At 36.9% G+C, this 16,937-nt stretch carries 12 protein-coding genes; all 12 read left to right on the forward strand.

Features of this window, described 5'->3' with window-relative positions; genetic code table 11:
- The first annotated feature begins 16 nt into the window (after positions 1 to 16).
- The 12 genes from ACFSTE_RS07785 (at position 17) to ruvA (ending at position 16,931) form a co-directional block, all read left to right on the forward strand.
- On the forward strand, positions 17 to 3,133 hold the full coding sequence (locus tag ACFSTE_RS07785) for a TAT-variant-translocated molybdopterin oxidoreductase (RefSeq protein WP_378257210.1): 3,117 nt from the start codon (positions 17 to 19) through the stop codon (positions 3,131 to 3,133).
- A gap of 35 nt (positions 3,134 to 3,168) precedes the next feature.
- The gene (nrfD, locus tag ACFSTE_RS07790) at positions 3,169 to 4,644 is read left to right on the forward strand and encodes an NrfD/PsrC family molybdoenzyme membrane anchor subunit (RefSeq protein WP_176028644.1); all 1,476 of its coding nucleotides are present in this window, start codon (positions 3,169 to 3,171) and stop codon (positions 4,642 to 4,644) included.
- Between the two features lie 2 nt (positions 4,645 to 4,646).
- Positions 4,647 to 5,186, forward strand: coding sequence for a DUF3341 domain-containing protein (locus ACFSTE_RS07795; protein ID WP_176028645.1), 540 nt, complete (start codon positions 4,647 to 4,649; stop codon positions 5,184 to 5,186).
- 5 nt (positions 5,187 to 5,191) lie between these two features.
- On the forward strand, positions 5,192 to 5,866 hold the full coding sequence (locus ACFSTE_RS07800; RefSeq protein WP_176028646.1) for a c-type cytochrome: 675 nt from the start codon (positions 5,192 to 5,194) through the stop codon (positions 5,864 to 5,866).
- A 28-nt stretch (positions 5,867 to 5,894) separates the two neighbouring features.
- Positions 5,895 to 7,268: a quinol:cytochrome C oxidoreductase gene (locus tag ACFSTE_RS07805; protein WP_378257207.1), complete on the forward strand. Its 1,374-nt coding sequence runs from the start codon at positions 5,895 to 5,897 to the stop codon at positions 7,266 to 7,268.
- 32 nt (positions 7,269 to 7,300) lie between these two features.
- Entirely contained in the window at positions 7,301 to 8,374 is a 1,074-nt protein-coding gene (locus ACFSTE_RS07810; protein WP_176028648.1) for a cytochrome c oxidase subunit II, read from the forward strand.
- A gap of 43 nt (positions 8,375 to 8,417) precedes the next feature.
- Entirely contained in the window at positions 8,418 to 10,244 is a 1,827-nt protein-coding gene (locus ACFSTE_RS07815) for a cytochrome c oxidase subunit I (protein WP_176028649.1), read from the forward strand.
- 128 nt (positions 10,245 to 10,372) lie between these two features.
- Positions 10,373 to 11,395, forward strand: coding sequence for a Holliday junction branch migration DNA helicase RuvB (ruvB, locus tag ACFSTE_RS07820; protein WP_176028650.1), 1,023 nt, complete (start codon positions 10,373 to 10,375; stop codon positions 11,393 to 11,395).
- A gap of 53 nt (positions 11,396 to 11,448) precedes the next feature.
- On the forward strand, positions 11,449 to 12,780 hold the full coding sequence (locus tag ACFSTE_RS07825; RefSeq protein ID WP_378257204.1) for a cytochrome P450: 1,332 nt from the start codon (positions 11,449 to 11,451) through the stop codon (positions 12,778 to 12,780).
- Between the two features lie 24 nt (positions 12,781 to 12,804).
- On the forward strand, positions 12,805 to 13,731 hold the full coding sequence (queG, locus tag ACFSTE_RS07830; RefSeq protein ID WP_378257202.1) for a tRNA epoxyqueuosine(34) reductase QueG: 927 nt from the start codon (positions 12,805 to 12,807) through the stop codon (positions 13,729 to 13,731).
- Between the two features lie 184 nt (positions 13,732 to 13,915).
- Complete coding sequence (locus ACFSTE_RS07835) at positions 13,916 to 16,222, forward strand: NADP-dependent malic enzyme (RefSeq protein ID WP_176028653.1); 2,307 nt, start codon at positions 13,916 to 13,918, stop codon at positions 16,220 to 16,222.
- Positions 16,223 to 16,349: 127 nt separating this feature from the next.
- The gene (gene ruvA, locus ACFSTE_RS07840) at positions 16,350 to 16,931 is read left to right on the forward strand and encodes a Holliday junction branch migration protein RuvA (RefSeq protein ID WP_176028654.1); all 582 of its coding nucleotides are present in this window, start codon (positions 16,350 to 16,352) and stop codon (positions 16,929 to 16,931) included.
- The last annotated feature ends 6 nt before the right edge of the window (positions 16,932 to 16,937 follow it).

The following is a 16,937-nucleotide window of genomic DNA, read 5'->3' on the forward strand; positions in this document are numbered from 1 at the left end:
TTAATATCAGTTATATATGTCATCAAACAAGAAATACTGGAAAAGTGTTGAGGAGCTAGACCAAAATAGCTCTATTGTTGAGACGCTAAAACAAAACGAATTCGTTCAGGAAATTCCTACGGATGAGTTTTTAGGAGATGAGCAATCTCTGGAGAATTCTTCGACTTCTCGTCGTGATTTTCTTAAGTATTTAGGTTTTAGTACCGCAGCAGCTACCTTAGCAGCTTGTGAAGGACCAGTTAAGAAATCTATTCCTTATGTAGTGCAGCCGGACAGTATTGTTCCGGGAGTAGCAAACTTTTATGCAACTACAGTAGCGAATGGTTTTGATTTTGCAAGTGTTTTAATCAAAACGAGAGAAGGACGCCCTATCAGGGTAGAGAAGAATACGATGTCTAAATCAGGTTTAGGAGCAAATGCAAGAGTGCAGGCATCAGTTCTTTCTTTATACGATAGTACAAGATTGAAAGGTCCTAAAGCAGCAGGAAAAGATATTAGCTGGGATGCTTTAGATAAAGAAGTTTCTGCTAAGCTGAATAGCTTAGGAGGAAAACAAATTGTTTTATTGACGCAAACTTTTGCGAGTCCGTCAACTACTAAGTTGATCGGAGAGTTTAAGGCAAAGTATGGAAATGTATCACATGTAGTATATGATGCGATTTCAGAAAATGCGGCACTAGAAGCGTATAAAGCAGTGTATGGGAAACGTGCACTTGTAGATTATGATTTTGGTAAAGTTGATACTATTGTAAGTGTTGGAGCAGATTTCCTTGGCGATTGGCAAGGGGGTGGATATGATGAAGGATATGCTGCCGGACGTATTCCAAAAAATGGTAAAATGTCTAAGCATATTCAGTTCGAGTCTAATATGTCTCTGACTGGAGCTAATGCGGATAATCGTATTCCTGTTACACCAACTCAGCAAAAACAAGTATTAGCTTCTTTATATGCATATGTAACCGGAACAAGTTCTAAAACTACATTGAGTCCTGAGCTTAATGAACAGGTAGTAAAAGCAGCTAAACATATTAAGAAAGCAGGAAGAAACGCAGTAGTAGTTTCAGGGATACAAGATGTAGATGCTCAATTATTAGTTATTGCAATTAATAAAGCTATTCATAGTAAAGCTGTAGCAGAACACAGAGCAAGAAAAATACGTCAGGGAGATAGCAAAGCGGTAGCTCAACTCGTAAAAGATATGAATGCCGGGAAAATTGGAGCTATCTTAATAGCAGGGGTAGATCCTGTGTATTCTTTGCCAAACGCTGCAGAATTCAAGGCAGGTCTGGAAAAAGTTGATTTATCAGTGGCATTTTCAATGCACAATGATGCAACTGCAGAGAAATGTCAGTATGTAGCAACGACTCCTCATTACTTAGAATCTTGGGGAGATGTAGAGTTAAAAGAAGGAAGTTATGCGCTTACGCAACCAACTATTCGTCCGTTGTTTGATACAAGACAGTTTCAGGAAACACTTCTGAAATGGACAGGTAATGCGGAAGATTATAATAAATATATAAAAAATGCATGGACAGGAATTTTAGGAGGTACTTCATGGAATCAAGCATTGCATGATGGTATTTTAGTAAAACCTGTTTTAGCTAAAAAGGAATTAGAAGAAGCAATAGAGGCACAGGAAGGTGATGAAGTAGAAGCGCCTGCTGTAGTAACTCCGGATTTTGGTGGAGCAGCAAAAAGACTATTAGCTTCTGAGTCGAATGGATTCGAACTTACGTTATATACTAAGACTGGATTAGGAGACGGACAACAAGCGAGTAACCCTTGGTTACAAGAGTTACCAGATCCTATCTCCAGAGTATCATGGGATAACTACCTTACAGTTTCAAGAGTTGATGCAGAAGCATTAGGATTAGAAAACTATAATGTAGCAAACGGTGCATTAAATGGTAGTTATGCCAAAGTTACAGTAAATGGAGTATCTGTAGTAGCGCCAGTATTGATCCAACCAGGACAGGCCAAAGGATCTGTAGGTCTTGCCTTGGGGTATGGAAAAACTGCTGCCATGAAAGATACTATGAAGGTTGGAGTTAATGCTTATGCATTATATCACAATCTGGATGCAGTACAGCAAGTGTCTATAGAAAAAGTGGACGGAGATCATGAGTTTGCTTGTGTACAGCTTCATAATACATTAATGGGGCGTGGAGATATCATTAAAGAAACGACTTTAGAAGTATTTAATACAAAAGATAAAAATGTTTGGAATTCAGTTCCTGTTGTAAGTAAAGATCATATTGAGTTTGAAGTAACTTCTCCTGAAGTTGATCTTTGGGATGAGTTTGATAGATCTGTAGGACATCATTTTAATCTTTCTATTGACTTAAATGCATGTACGGGATGTGGAGCTTGTGTGATTGCGTGTCATGCAGAGAACAACGTTCCTGTAGTAGGAAAGTCAGAGGTAAGAAGATCAAGAGATATGCACTGGCTTCGAATTGACCGTTACTATTCTTCTCAGGATAGTTTTATCGGAGATAGTGAGAAGAAAAATAATATCTCAGGATTAGGAAGTTCTCTTTCTGAATTTGGAGAGATGGAAAATCCTGCAGATAACCCGCAGGTGGCATTCCAACCTGTAATGTGTCAACATTGTGATCATGCACCTTGTGAGACAGTATGTCCGGTAGCAGCTACATCACACGGTAGACAGGGACAAAATCATATGGCATATAACCGTTGTGTAGGTACAAGATATTGTGCGAACAACTGTCCATATAAAGTGCGTAGATTTAACTGGTTCTTGTATAGCAATAATGATGAGTTTGATTACAATATGAATGATGATTTAGGACGTATGGTTCTTAATCCGGATGTTGTAGTGCGTACAAGAGGGGTGATGGAGAAATGTTCTTTCTGTATTCAGTCTACTCAGGCAATTATCTTAAAAGCAAAAAGAGAAGGAAGACCAGTGGCAGCAGGAGAGTTTAATGATTCTTGTGCATGTTCGGCAGCTTGTTCTTCTGGAGCGATGCGTTTTGGAGATGTGAATGAAGAAGGAAGTGTTATTGCAGATTTGGTAAAAGACGATAGAGCATACCACTTGTTAGAACACGTTGGTGTTAAACCAAATGTTGTGTATCAAACGAAAGTAAGAAACACTACAGAAGCTTAAATAAATAAAGAATAAATTCAATTATATAAAGGATTATGTCTCATTACGAAGCACCTATAAGAAAACCTTTAGTTACCGGGGATAAAACATATCATGAGGTAACAGAGGATGTGGTAGCAGCAGTTGAAGGAAAAGCGAATAAATCTTGGTGGATAGTATTTTCTATCTCATTAGCAGCTTTCCTTTGGGGTATAGGTTGTATTATCTATACCGTATCTACAGGTATCGGAACCTGGGGGTTGAACAAGACCGTTGGTTGGTCTTGGGATATTACTAACTTTGTTTGGTGGGTAGGTATTGGTCACGCAGGAACACTGATCTCTGCAGTACTCCTACTTTTCCGTCAGAAATGGAGAATGGGAATTAACCGCTCTGCAGAAGCGATGACAATTTTTGCAGTATTTCAGGCAGGGTTATTCCCGATTATTCACATGGGGCGTCCTTGGTTGGGATATTGGGTATTACCGATACCAAACCAATTCGGATCTTTGTGGGTAAACTTTAACTCACCACTACTTTGGGATGTATTTGCAATTTCGACATACTTATCTGTATCTCTTGTCTTTTGGTGGACAGGATTATTGCCTGATTTTGCAATGATTAGAGACAGAGCAGTAACTCCTTTTAATAAAAAGATATATGGTATCTTATCATTCGGATGGAGTGGTAAGGCAAAAGACTGGCAACGTTTTGAAGAGGTGTCTCTTGTATTAGCCGGTTTAGCAACACCTTTAGTACTTTCAGTACATACTATTGTATCGTTTGACTTTGCTACCTCTGTTATTCCTGGGTGGCATACAACTATCTTCCCTCCGTATTTCGTTGCAGGAGCGATTTTCTCAGGATTCGCCATGGTAAATACGCTGTTGATTATGATGAGGAAGGTGTCTAAACTAGAAGACTACATTACTTTACAACATATAGAATTAATGAATATTGTAATTATGATTACAGGTTCTATTGTTGGGGTAGCTTATATAACTGAGTTGTTTGTAGCTTGGTATTCAGGAGTTGAATACGAACAGTACGCATTCCTTAACCGTGCTACGGGACCTTACTGGTGGGCATATTGGGCAATGATGACTTGTAATGTATTTTCTCCACAGTTTATGTGGTTCCCTAAATTGAGAAGAAGTATCATGTTTTCATTCTTTATCTCTATTGTGGTAAACATAGGAATGTGGTTTGAGCGATTTGTAATTATTGTAACATCACTTCACAGAGATTACTTACCGTCTTCATGGACGATGTTCTCTCCAACGTTTGTAGATATAGGAGTATTTATTGGTACAATCGGATTCTTCTTTGTGTTATTCTTGCTATATGCTCGTACCTTCCCGGTAGTAGCACAGGCGGAAGTAAAATCGATTTTGAAGTCTTCAGGAAGTAAGTATAGAAAATATATGGATGAAGGACGTGATTTTAGAGAAGATTTACCAAAAGTAGAAGTGAAGATAATCAGAGAAGATCTTTCTGATGATAATACAGCTGAAAATTTAAAAAATAACTAAGGATGGCATCAAAAGTTATACAAGCATTTTATACGGATGATGATGTGTTAATGGACGCAGTGAAGAAAGTTCGTAAAGAACATCATCATATAGAAGAAGTGTTTACTCCTTTCCCTGTTCACGGTTTGGATAAAGCGATGGGACTACCACATACAAGACTTGCAATTACTGCTTTTATGTATGGATGTCTGGGATTAACAGTGGCAATCACTATGATGAATTTTATCATGATTGAGGATTGGCCACAGAATATCGGAGGAAAACCAAGTTTTAGTTTTATAGAAAACATGCCATCTTTTGTGCCAGTAATGTTCGAGCTTACAGTATTTTTCTCCGCTCACTTAATGGTAATCACATTCTATATGAGAAGTAGAATATGGCCATTCAAAGAAGCAGAAAATCCAGATGTAAGAACTACTGATGACCATTTTTTAATGGAAGTGAGTGCTACCAGTGAAAATGTAGATGAATTGATCGGAATGTTGGCAGAAACTGGAGCTACAGAAATAAAAGTTAAAGATAAGCAAGGAGATAACCATTAGTAATAATGAAGAATACTATAAAAATATTAGCCCTGGCAATACTGGTAAGTAGTATTGTTTCTTGTAAAAACGAAAAGAGTCCTAACTATGTCTTCATGCCTAATATGTATGAGTCTGTGGGCTATGAAACTTACGGGGATTATGAAATTTTCGAAGATGGTCAGGAAGCAATGTTGCCTGTAGAAGGAACAGTTCCAAGAGGATGGATGCCTTATGATTATGAAAACTCTCCAGCTGGATATAAGCAGGCAAAAGATAGCTTGAAAAATCCACTTCGTTATACAGAAGAAAATCTGGAAAAAGGAAAAGAACTATATACGATTTACTGTGCAATATGTCATGGTGATAAAGGAAAAGGAAAAGGGACGTTAGTTAAAAGAGATAAAATTTTAGGAGTTCCGAGTTATGATGATATTGGAAGAGCTATTACGGAAGGTAGTATATATCACGTAATGTATTACGGAATTAACTCTATGGGATCTTATGCTTCTCAAACAAGCGAGCACGAACGTTGGCAAATAGTTCAGTATGTTCAGAAGTTGAAAGCTGATTTGGAAGGAAAAACTCCAAGATTGGATAAAGAAGAAGGTAAGAAACCAGAAGTACATGAAGAGAAAGTTGCTCTTCATGATGCGTCAGCTGAAGATCACAAGAAACCAGCACAAGAAGTGCACCATTAAAATTAAAGAATAACGATATATTAAAGATATGTATACGCTACCAAATAAGTTAAAACTATTTTCTCTCATTCTTGTTGTTGTGGGACTTATAGGGCTAATAGCTGGATTTGCTACTACACCAAGTTCAATAGAAGAAGTTAAAGAACAGCTGGCAGCACATGACGCTCATGGTGGTGGTCATGGAAATGCTCATGAAGTAAAGAATTCACATGCTGAGTCAGCAGGTCATGGAGAAGGACATGAAACAAAAAGTCACGGTGAAGAGGCTGGACATGGTGATGCACACGGTGGAGATGCTCATTATGAGCATGTTTTACATCAGTTACAAAATAAGCCTTGGGCTTCTTTGTATATAGCCGCGTTCTTTTTCTTTATGATTTCACTAGGAGTGTTAGCATTTTATGCAATTCAAATAGCTGCACAAGCAGGCTGGTCTCCGGTTTTATTCAGAGTAATGGAAGCTATTACAGCATATTTAGTGCCTGGAGGGATTATAATGTTTGTAATTTTAGCGCTATCAGGATTCCATGTTAATCACTTATTTGTTTGGGCAGACCCTGAAGTGGTAGCACATGATAAGCTGATTCAGGGGAAATCTGGATGGTTGAACTCTTGGGGGTTCATTATCAGAGCAGCATTGTTTTTAGCTGGGTGGATGTTATATCGTCATTTTGCAGTTAAATTTTCAAGAAAACAAGATGAAGATACTACAGGAAATAAATGGTATAAGAAAAGCTTTAAAATTTCTGCTGCCTTTTTAGTATTCTTTATTTATACAGAATCAATGATGTCATGGGATTGGATTATGAGTTTTGATCCTCACTGGTTCAGTACATTATTTGGATGGTATGTTTTTGCTGGATTATTTGTTTCAGGAATTACTACAATCGCAATGATTACTATCTTTCTTAAATCAAGAGGATACTTAGAATTTGTTAATAATAGCCATATTCATGATTTGGCAAAATTCATGTTTGGTATTAGTATATTTTGGACATATTTATGGTTCTCTCAGTTCTTGTTAATATGGTTCTCTAATATTCCAGAAGAGGTAACCTATTACATAACTCGTATAGATGATTATAAATTACCTTTCTTCGGTATGGTAGCAATGAACTTTATTTTCCCATTGTTGGTATTGATGAATAGTGACTTCAAACGAGTTAACTGGTTTGTAGTGATGGCGGGAGTAATTATTTTATCAGGGCATTATTTAGATGTTTATAATATGGTTATGCCGGCAACAGTAGGTGCGTCTTGGTTTATTGGTTTAAGCGAGATTAGCGCAGTACTATTGTTTTTGGGAGTATTCCTGTACGTGGTATTTAGTGCATTGACAAAAGCACCATTATTAGCAAAAGGAAATCCTTTTATTGAGGAAAGTAAGCACTTCCATTATTAAAATAAAATCGTTTAAAAAGAAGATAGATAAAAATGACTGTATTCTTAACCTTAGTAGTTATAGCTCTTTTCGGGATCTCTTTATGGCAAATGTCAAAGCTGATGAATTTGGCCAGAGGTAAGGAGGGTGCTACAGAAATTGCCAATGATAAAGATAATGATACACAAGGTAAGTTGATGCTTGCGTTTGTAGGATTTATATACTTATTAACCATATATTGTTTTACTAATTATTATACTTATTTCTTACCTGAGTCTGCTTCAGAGCATGGAAAAGATTATGATACTCTGATGATGATATCAGTAGTGTTAATTATGATTGTTTTGATTCTTACTCAAGGATTATTGCATTACTTTGCATATAAATACAGAGGTAAAGAAGGTAATAAAGCATTGTACTTCGCAGATAATGACAAACTGGAATTTATATGGACTATTATTCCTGTAATAGTGTTAGCTGGTTTGATTATTTATGGGTTATTTACCTGGACTGATATTATGAATTTTGATGAAGAAGAAGGAGATCCTTTAATTGTAGAATTATATGGGTATCAGTTTGGATGGAGAGCTCGTTATGCAGGAGAAGATAATGTGTTAGGTAAGGCAAATGTTCGTTTTATAGAAGGAGTGAACACTTTAGGGTTAGATGTTTCTGATAGCTATGGAATGGATGATAAGGTTGCAAGTGAACTTCACTTACCAGTGAATAGAAGAGTGATCTTTAAGATGAGATCTCAGGATATTCTTCACTCTGCATATATGCCATTCTTTAGAGCTCAAATGAATGTAGTTCCAGGAATGATCACCGAGTTTTCGTACATTCCTACAGTAACTTCGGAAGAGATGAGAAATAGTGAGTTTATGGTAGAGAAAGTAGCTACGATAAATAAAATCAGAAAAGAAAAGAGTAAGAAATTAGTTGCCGCAGGAGATGAAGCTTTAGAAGAGTATAAATTTGATTATTACCTATTGTGTAATAAGATTTGTGGTACTTCTCATTATAATATGCAAATGAAGATTGTTGTAGAGTCAGAAGAAGATTATAAGGAGTGGATTAAAACACAAAAGACGTTTAAGGAGCAAATGTCTGCACAGGCATCTAATTAGTATTGAAATTTAGTATATTATTATAAAAAAAATATAGAGAGATATGTCAGCAATAGCACACGGAGAAGATCACGCACACGGACATGCTCATGACGATCACGGTCATCATAAGGAAACTTTTATTACTAAATATATATTTAGTATTGATCATAAAATGATTGCAAAACAGTATTTGGTTACTGGTTTGATCATGGGTATTATCGGTATTGCAATGTCTATTTTATTTAGATTGCAATTAGCATGGCCTGATCATAAATTTACTGTGTATGAAATTTTCTTAGGAAAATTTGGTGTGGATGGAGTGATGGATCCTAGTATGTACCTGTCATTGGTTACGATACACGGTACGATCATGGTATTCTTTGTTCTTACTGCAGGGTTGAGTGGTACTTTTAGTAACTTATTGATTCCGTTGCAAATTGGAGCTAGAGATATGGCTTCTGGTTTTCTGAACATGGTTTCATACTGGTTGTTCTTTTTAAGTGCTGTGATCATGGTGTTATCTCTTTTTGCAGAGGCTGGACCAGCAAATGCAGGATGGACAATTTATCCTCCTTTAAGTGCATTGCCTCAAGCGATCGGTGGTTCTGGAACAGGAATGACGTTATGGCTGGCTTCTATGGCTATTTTTATCGCGTCTTCATTGATCGGTTCTCTGAACTATGTGGTAACAGTAATAAACTTAAGAACTAAAGGGATGTCTATGACTAGACTTCCATTGACAATCTGGGCATTTTTTGTTACAGCAATTATTGGTATTATTTCATTCCCGGTTTTATTATCAGCAGCATTGTTGTTGATTATGGATAGAAGCTTTGGAACATCTTTCTTTTTAAGTGATATTTATATTCAGGGAGAGGTATTGCATAACCAGGGTGGTTCACCGGTATTGTTTGAGCACTTATTCTGGTTCTTAGGACACCCAGAGGTATATATTGTATTATTACCTGCACTGGGAATAACATCAGAAATTATAGCAACAAATGCAAGAAAGCCAATTTTCGGGTATCGAGCGATGGTTGCATCAATTCTTGCAATTGCATTCCTTTCTACAATCGTATGGGGACACCATATGTTCGTATCAGGGATGAATCCTTTCTTAGGATCTGTGTTTACATTTACAACCTTATTAATTGCAATTCCTTCAGCGGTAAAATCGTTTAACTATATTACCACTTTATGGAAAGGAAACTTGCAATTTAATCCGGCTATGTTGTTCTCTATAGGTCTGGTATCTACCTTTATTACAGGAGGACTTACAGGAATTATCTTAGGAGATAGTACCTTGGATATTAACGTTCATGATACGTATTTCGTAGTAGCTCACTTCCACCTGGTAATGGGTATTTCAGCACTGTACGGTTTATTTGCCGGAGTATATCACTGGTTCCCTAAGATGTACGGTAGAATGATGAATAAGAATTTAGGATATGCGCATTTCTGGATTACAGCAATCGGAGCATATGGAGTATTCTTCCCTATGCACTTTGTTGGAATGGCGGGATTACCTAGAAGATATTATACAAATTCTAATTTCCCATATTTTGATGATTTACAAGATACAAATGTGTTGATTACTGTATTTGCTATTATCACAGCAGCAGCGCAATTCATTTTCTTGTATAACTTTATCTCTTCTATGTATTATGGTAAAAAGGCAGAAAAGAACCCTTGGAATTCTAATACATTAGAATGGACTACACCTGTAGAACATATTCATGGTAACTGGCCAGGAGAATTACCAACAGTATACAGATGGGCATATGACTATAGTAAGACAGATGAGAATGGAGAGTATGTGATTCCTGGACAGGATTTTGCGCCACAAACACATCCAATGCAGGACGGAGAAGAAGTATTACATCATTAATTTGGTGATAAAACAATATAAAGAAAGCCTTTTCATTATGTGAAAAGGCTTTTTCTTTTGAACTATCTTTGTGATAGCAAAATTAATTGCTTATACTAGTCTATATAAAATAAGAAGTTTGGTAGCTTATGAATGATAATTTGAATCCGTCCAATGAACATTTTACTCCAGAGGAGATGGATGTAGAAAAAGCCTTACGCCCCTTATCCTTTGAGGATTTTGCAGGGCAAGATCAGGTGTTGGAGAACTTGAAAATTTTCGTTAAAGCAGCTAATCTTAGAGATGAAGCTTTGGATCATACATTGTTTCACGGTCCTCCTGGTTTGGGGAAAACAACTTTGGCACATATTGTAGCAAATGAGTTAGGTGTAGGTATAAAAGTAACATCCGGACCTGTACTAGATAAGCCAGGAGATTTAGCAGGGTTACTTACAAATTTAGATGATAGGGATGTGCTGTTTATAGATGAGATCCATCGTTTAAGCCCTATAGTAGAAGAGTATTTGTATTCTGCCATGGAAGATTATAAAATAGACATTATGATTGAAAGTGGTCCAAATGCTAGGACAGTTCAGATTAATCTAAATCCATTCACCTTAGTTGGAGCAACAACGAGATCGGGATTGTTAACCTCTCCAATGAGAGCCCGTTTTGGAATACAATCCAGATTACAATACTACACAACAGAATTATTAGCCTCTATAATAGAAAGAAGTGCTTTTATCTTAAAAGTGCCGATTAATTTAGAAGCGGCTATTGAAATTGCAGGGAGGAGTAGAGGAACTCCTAGAATTGCGAATGCATTATTGCGTAGAGTACGTGATTTTGCCCAGATAAAAGGAAATGGACGAATTGATATAGAAATTGCAAAATATGCTCTAAAGGCGCTAAATGTTGATGCACATGGCTTAGATGAAATGGATAATAAAATTTTGACTACGCTAATAGATAAATTCAAAGGAGGTCCTGTCGGGATTACCACTTTGGCAACAGCAGTTAGTGAAAGTGCAGAAACTATTGAAGAGGTATATGAACCTTTTCTGATTCAACAAGGGTTTATAATGAGGACCCCTAGAGGGAGAGAAGTTACAGAATTAGCGTATAAGCATCTTGGGAAAACTAAAGGAGGTATTCAGGGAGGATTGTTTTAGACGTCAGTATGCATGTGAGCTAGTTCAGATTATTACAGAAAATTAGGAAACAGATGAAGTATAATGTCCTTGGAGAAGTATCTTTTCTCGAGCTGATAAAGAATGCTAGAAATATCCTGCTAAATCCATTGCCTTTTCATAGACGTAATTTTGCTAAACATGGAGATGTATTTAGAGTCCATTTAGGAGGTGGAAAAAAAGTACTTTTTACCAGAGATCCGAATATGGCACGTCACATGCTTCAAAAGCAACATAGGAAATATCACAAATCATCACTGCAAACTAAAGATTTAGCTAAGTATATAGGAGAAGGGCTTTTGACATCAAATGGGGAGAAATGGCTACAACAACGACGACTCATTCAGCCAGCTTTTCATAGGAAAAAACTAAAGATTTTGGTGGATACGATGCGGGACGTTATAGAAAGTAGCGTTATGTCTTTTCCGAAAAATAAAGAAATAGATGTATTGCCATTGATGAGTGATCTGGCATTTGAAGTAGTAGCAAAATCTTTGTTTGGATACGAGGACCCGGATACCATTTCACGATTGCAATATATAACGGAAAAAGCTCAACATACACTGATAAAAGAGGTACGGCAACCATACAAAAAATGGTGGTTTTATTTGACAGGAGTAACACAAAGAACATTGCGTTTGACAAAGGATGCTAGGAAATTGCTAGAAAAGATTATTCAAGATAGAAGAGCTTCCGGAGAAAAAAAAGATGATTTATTAGGGATGTTGCTGGAGTCGAGGTATGACAATGGGAACGCTATGAGTATGGATCAGCTGATTGATGAAATTTTGATTTTGTTTGTCGCAGGGCATGAAACTACGGCCAATGCCTTGGCATTTTCACTTTTTCTGTTAGCTAAAGACCAGAAAATACAACAAAAAGTATTTGAAGAGGTGAGTAAGGTAGATCCAAAAGGTGCAATTTTTGAAAGCCTGAATGAACTATCTTATACCAGGCAGTGTATTGAAGAAACGATGCGACTGTACCCCCCGGCGTATTTTTCAGATAGAGTGTCAATAGCAGATGATACATTCGAAGGAATGGAGCTCCCGGCAGGAACTCAGGTTTTGATTTCATTTTATGAAATTCATAGGAATTCGCAATTTTGGGAACAAGCAGAAATCTTTAATCCAGATCGCTTTGATCCAGTAGCTAAAAAAGACTTTTCTAATTGTTATTTTCCTTTTGGTTCCGGTCCGAGAATGTGTATCGGAAATAATTTTGCGATGTATGAAATGGTAATTGCCTTATACTCGATTGTTAGAAGTTATAAAATAACAACTAATGAAACTAGTATTGAAGTAACTCCATTGATAACGTTGAAGCCTAAAAATGCACGATTGACTTTTGATAAAAGAACGAATTGAAACCTGGGGAAGATAATAATAACGGTGAATAATAAAGCAAAATATAGTGCCCTGATTAAAGAAGAAGCAAAACGACTTGGTTTTTTATCATGTGGTATTAGCAAAGCCGGTTTTTTAGAGGAAGAAGCACCGCGCCTGGAGAAATGGTTGACTAAAAATATGAATGGAGAAATGTCATATATGGAAAACCATTTTGATAAACGACTCGACCCTACAAAACTGGTAGATGATGCAAAAAGTGTTATCTCTTTATTGCTGAACTATTATCCTTCCGAAACCCAAAAAGATGATACGGCTCCTAAATTATCAAAATATGCATACGGTAGAGATTACCATTTTGTAATTAAAGATAAACTAAAGCAGTTGTATGAATATATAACAGAAACCATAGGGGAGGTTTCCGGAAGAGCATTTGTGGATTCTGCTCCTGTGTTGGATAAGGCATGGGCAGCAAAAAGTGGATTAGGGTGGATCGGGAAAAACAGCAACTTGATCACCAGGAAAGTAGGTTCTTTTTATTTTATAGCTGAGTTGATCATAGACTTGGATCTGGAGTATGATACAATTGTTTCTGATCATTGCGGAACTTGTACGGCTTGTATCGATGCTTGTCCTACTCAGGCAATTGTAGAACCGTATGTGGTTGATGGGAGCAAATGTATATCGTATTTTACGATAGAATTAAAAGACGAAATACCATCTGGTTTCAAAGGACAGTTTGATCAATGGATGTTTGGATGTGATGTGTGCCAGGATGTGTGTCCGTGGAATCGCTTTTCAAAACCGCATAATGAACCATTATTTAATCCTAAACCAGAATTGCTGGAGATGACCAAAAAAGATTGGGAAGAGATTACCCAGGAGGTGTTTTCCAAAGTCTTTCAGAAATCGGCAGTAAAAAGAACAAAATTTTCTGGTTTAAAACGAAATATTGACTTTTTAAGCTCTTAATGTGTTAAAAAATAATTGGAGACTATTTAGTGAATGAGCTTGAAATTGCTCTTAGCTATAGAGAAAGAGTCGTTTGGAGAGCTTATAGCAACAAAAATGGGGAAGCTCTTCTTTTATACCTTTAAATTTTTCTATCTCAACCAGACTTGTACCTTTGTAATGTACATTTATATCATGATTACAGATGAGTATAGAAAGTAAAAGAAGAGAGGCCTTAGTGTATCACGCTAAACCTACACCAGGAAAAATCAAGGTAGTTCCCACAAAAAAATATGCAACACAAAGAGATTTGTCATTAGCATATTCCCCTGGAGTTGCAGAGCCTTGCTTAGAAATAGAAAAAAACACCTCGAATGTTTATAAATATACAGCAAAAGGAAATTTAGTTGCTGTTATCTCTAATGGAACGGCAGTATTAGGGTTAGGAGATATAGGTCCTGAAGCATCAAAACCAGTAATGGAAGGAAAAGGGCTGTTATTTAAAATTTTTGCAGATATCGATGTTTTTGATATAGAAGTGGATACTAAAGATGTAGATGCTTTTGTAGAGACCGTAAAAAACATAGCTCCTACATTTGGAGGGATAAATCTTGAGGACATTAAAGCTCCTGAAGCTTTTGAGATAGAAAGAAGGCTCAAAGAAGAACTGGATATTCCGGTAATGCACGATGATCAACACGGAACAGCGATAATCTCTGCGGCAGCATTATTGAATGCCTGTGAATTGGCAGGAAAAGAGATTAGCCAAGTGAAGATAGTGGTAAGCGGAGCAGGAGCAGCAGCTGTTTCCTGTACGAGACTGTATAAAGCATTTGGAGCAAAATCGGAAAATATCGTTATGACCGATAGTAAAGGGGTAATTCGAAAAAGCAGAACAAATCTTACCCCCGAAAAAGCCGAGTTTGCTACAGATAGAGAATTAGATACTTTAGAAGATGCACTAAAAGGAGCTGATGTTTTTATCGGTTTGTCAATGGCTAATCTGGTTTCTCCAGACATGCTTTTGTCAATGGCTGATAATCCAATTGTTTTTGCGATGGCAAATCCTGATCCTGAAATAAACTATAACTTGGCAATAGAGACAAGAGATGATATTATCATGGCTACAGGCCGAAGTGATAACCCTAATCAGGTAAATAACGTTTTAGGATTCCCTTTTATATTTAGAGGTGCATTAGACGTACGGGCAACTGGGATTAATGAAGAAATGAAGATGGCGGCAGTAAAAGCATTGGCAGAACTAGCAAAAGAACCTGTGCCAGAGCAAGTGAATATTGCATATGGAGAAACGCGTCTTAACTTTGGGAAGGATTATATTATTCCCAAACCATTTGATCCTAGGTTAATGAGTAAAGTACCTCCTGCAGTGGCAAAAGCCGCAATGGAATCAGGAGTTGCGACAGCTCCGATTACCGATTGGAAGAAGTATGAAAATGAGCTGTTAGAGAGAATGGGGAATGATAATAAGTTAGTACGCTTATTGGCTGATAGGGCAAAAACAAATCCTAAAAGAGTTGTATTTGCAGAAGCAGATCACTTGGATGTTCTGAAAGCAGCCCAAACAGTAAAAGAAGACGGAATAGGGTATCCAATACTTTTGGGAAGAAAAGATGTGATCGCCGAGTTAATGGCTGAGATAGACTTTGATAAAGAAGGAGTAACCATTATCGATCCTAAATCAGATGATGAAATTGAAAGGAAAAATCATTACGCAAAGAAATATTGGGAAGTAAATAGTCGAAAAGGAATTACACTGTTTGATGCCCAGAAATTGATGAGGGAGCGAAACTACTTTGCTGCAATGATGGTTAATGAAGGTGACGCAGATGCTTTGTTGTCCGGATATTCCAGAAGTTATCCTACTGTTGTAAAACCGATGCTAGACCTGATAGGGTTGGCAAAAGGAGCTACTAGGATTGCTACCATGAATGTAATGATGACAGCAAAAGGACCTTTGTTTATAAGTGATACTTCGATTAATATAGAGCCATCTGCAGAGGATTTGGCAACCATTGCTCAGATGACAGCAAGAACAGTAGAGATGTTCGGTGTGGATCCGGTAATAGGTATGATCTCATATGCGAATTTTGGGTCGTCTAAACACCCGAATGCTTCTAAGGTTAGAGAAGCGGTAAATTACCTTCACCAGCATCACCCAAATATTGTAGTAGATGGAGAGTTGCAAATGGACTTTGCTCTTAATAGAGAAATGAGAAAAGATAAATTTCCATTCTCTAAGCTTAACGGGAAAAAAGTAAACACATTAGTGTTCCCTAGTTTAGATTCAGCGAATAGTACCTATAAGTTGTTAAAAGAATTAAATGAATCAGAATCGATAGGTCCTATTATGATGGGAATGCGCAAACCGGTCCATATTTTACAATTAGGAGCTAGTGTAGAAGAAATGATAAATATGGCTGCAGTCGCAGTTATTGATGCTCAACAGAAAGAAAAGAAAGAACGAGAAGGCGCATCTTTTGTAACTGCTTAAGAAAGCTTTTCTGGTTTTGGAATGCATTATACAGCTTGGAAAACATGTTGTTTTTCAGGCTGTTTTTTTTAAAATCATTTACTAATATAAATTTAGTACTTTTGATGGTTTAATATCTGAGCATATAATGATCACACATATCAAAGGGCGATTGGTAGAGAAAAATCCTACCGATGTTATTATTGACTGTAATGGAGTAGGATACTTTTTACATATTTCATTACATACTTTCTCATTACTCCCGGAAGGAGAAGTTATTCAGCTGTATACCCACTTACAGGTAAAAGAAGATTCACATACTTTATTTGGCTTTGCTCAGAAGTCCGAACGAGAGATTTTTAGGCTATTGATCTCAGTTTCAGGAATTGGTGCCAGTATTGCAAGAACGATGTTATCCTCTATGGATCCCAATCAAATTAAAGAGGCGATTGCTTCTGGAGATGTAGCAGCGATTCAGTCGATCAAAGGAATTGGAGCAAAAACCGCTCAACGGGTAATTTTGGATTTAAAAGATAAGATATTAAAAGTTTACGATATTGGAGAAGTTTCTATTCCTCAGAGCAATACTAATGGAGAAGAAGCGTTATCTGCTTTAGAAACCTTAGGTTTTAATCGAAAACTAGCCAAAAAAGTGGTCGATAAAATCTTGAAAGAGTGCCCCACAGAAACAGTTGAAAATATAATAAAGCAAGCCTTAAAAAATTTATAAAAGTTG

Origin of the sequence: Aquimarina hainanensis, from assembly GCF_042684685.1 — a bacterium.
Taxonomy (GTDB): Bacteria; Bacteroidota; Bacteroidia; order Flavobacteriales; family Flavobacteriaceae; genus Aquimarina; species Aquimarina hainanensis.

Excerpts from the sequence above, each read along its gene's own strand:
- ACFSTE_RS07785 (WP_378257210.1), top strand. The coding sequence starts at position 17 with ATGTCATCAAACAAGAAATACTGGAAAAGTGTTGAGGAGCTAGACCAA.
- nrfD (WP_176028644.1), top strand. The coding sequence starts at position 3,169 with ATGTCTCATTACGAAGCACCTATAAGAAAACCTTTAGTTACCGGGGAT.
- ACFSTE_RS07795 (WP_176028645.1), top strand. The coding sequence starts at position 4,647 with ATGGCATCAAAAGTTATACAAGCATTTTATACGGATGATGATGTGTTA.
- ACFSTE_RS07800 (WP_176028646.1), top strand. The coding sequence starts at position 5,192 with ATGAAGAATACTATAAAAATATTAGCCCTGGCAATACTGGTAAGTAGT.
- ACFSTE_RS07805 (WP_378257207.1), top strand. The coding sequence starts at position 5,895 with ATGTATACGCTACCAAATAAGTTAAAACTATTTTCTCTCATTCTTGTT.
- ACFSTE_RS07810 (WP_176028648.1), top strand. The coding sequence starts at position 7,301 with ATGACTGTATTCTTAACCTTAGTAGTTATAGCTCTTTTCGGGATCTCT.
- ACFSTE_RS07815 (WP_176028649.1), top strand. The coding sequence starts at position 8,418 with ATGTCAGCAATAGCACACGGAGAAGATCACGCACACGGACATGCTCAT.
- ruvB (WP_176028650.1), top strand. The coding sequence starts at position 10,373 with ATGAATGATAATTTGAATCCGTCCAATGAACATTTTACTCCAGAGGAG.
- ACFSTE_RS07825 (WP_378257204.1), top strand. The coding sequence starts at position 11,449 with ATGAAGTATAATGTCCTTGGAGAAGTATCTTTTCTCGAGCTGATAAAG.
- ACFSTE_RS07835 (WP_176028653.1), top strand. The coding sequence starts at position 13,916 with ATGAGTATAGAAAGTAAAAGAAGAGAGGCCTTAGTGTATCACGCTAAA.
- ruvA (WP_176028654.1), top strand. The coding sequence starts at position 16,350 with ATGATCACACATATCAAAGGGCGATTGGTAGAGAAAAATCCTACCGAT.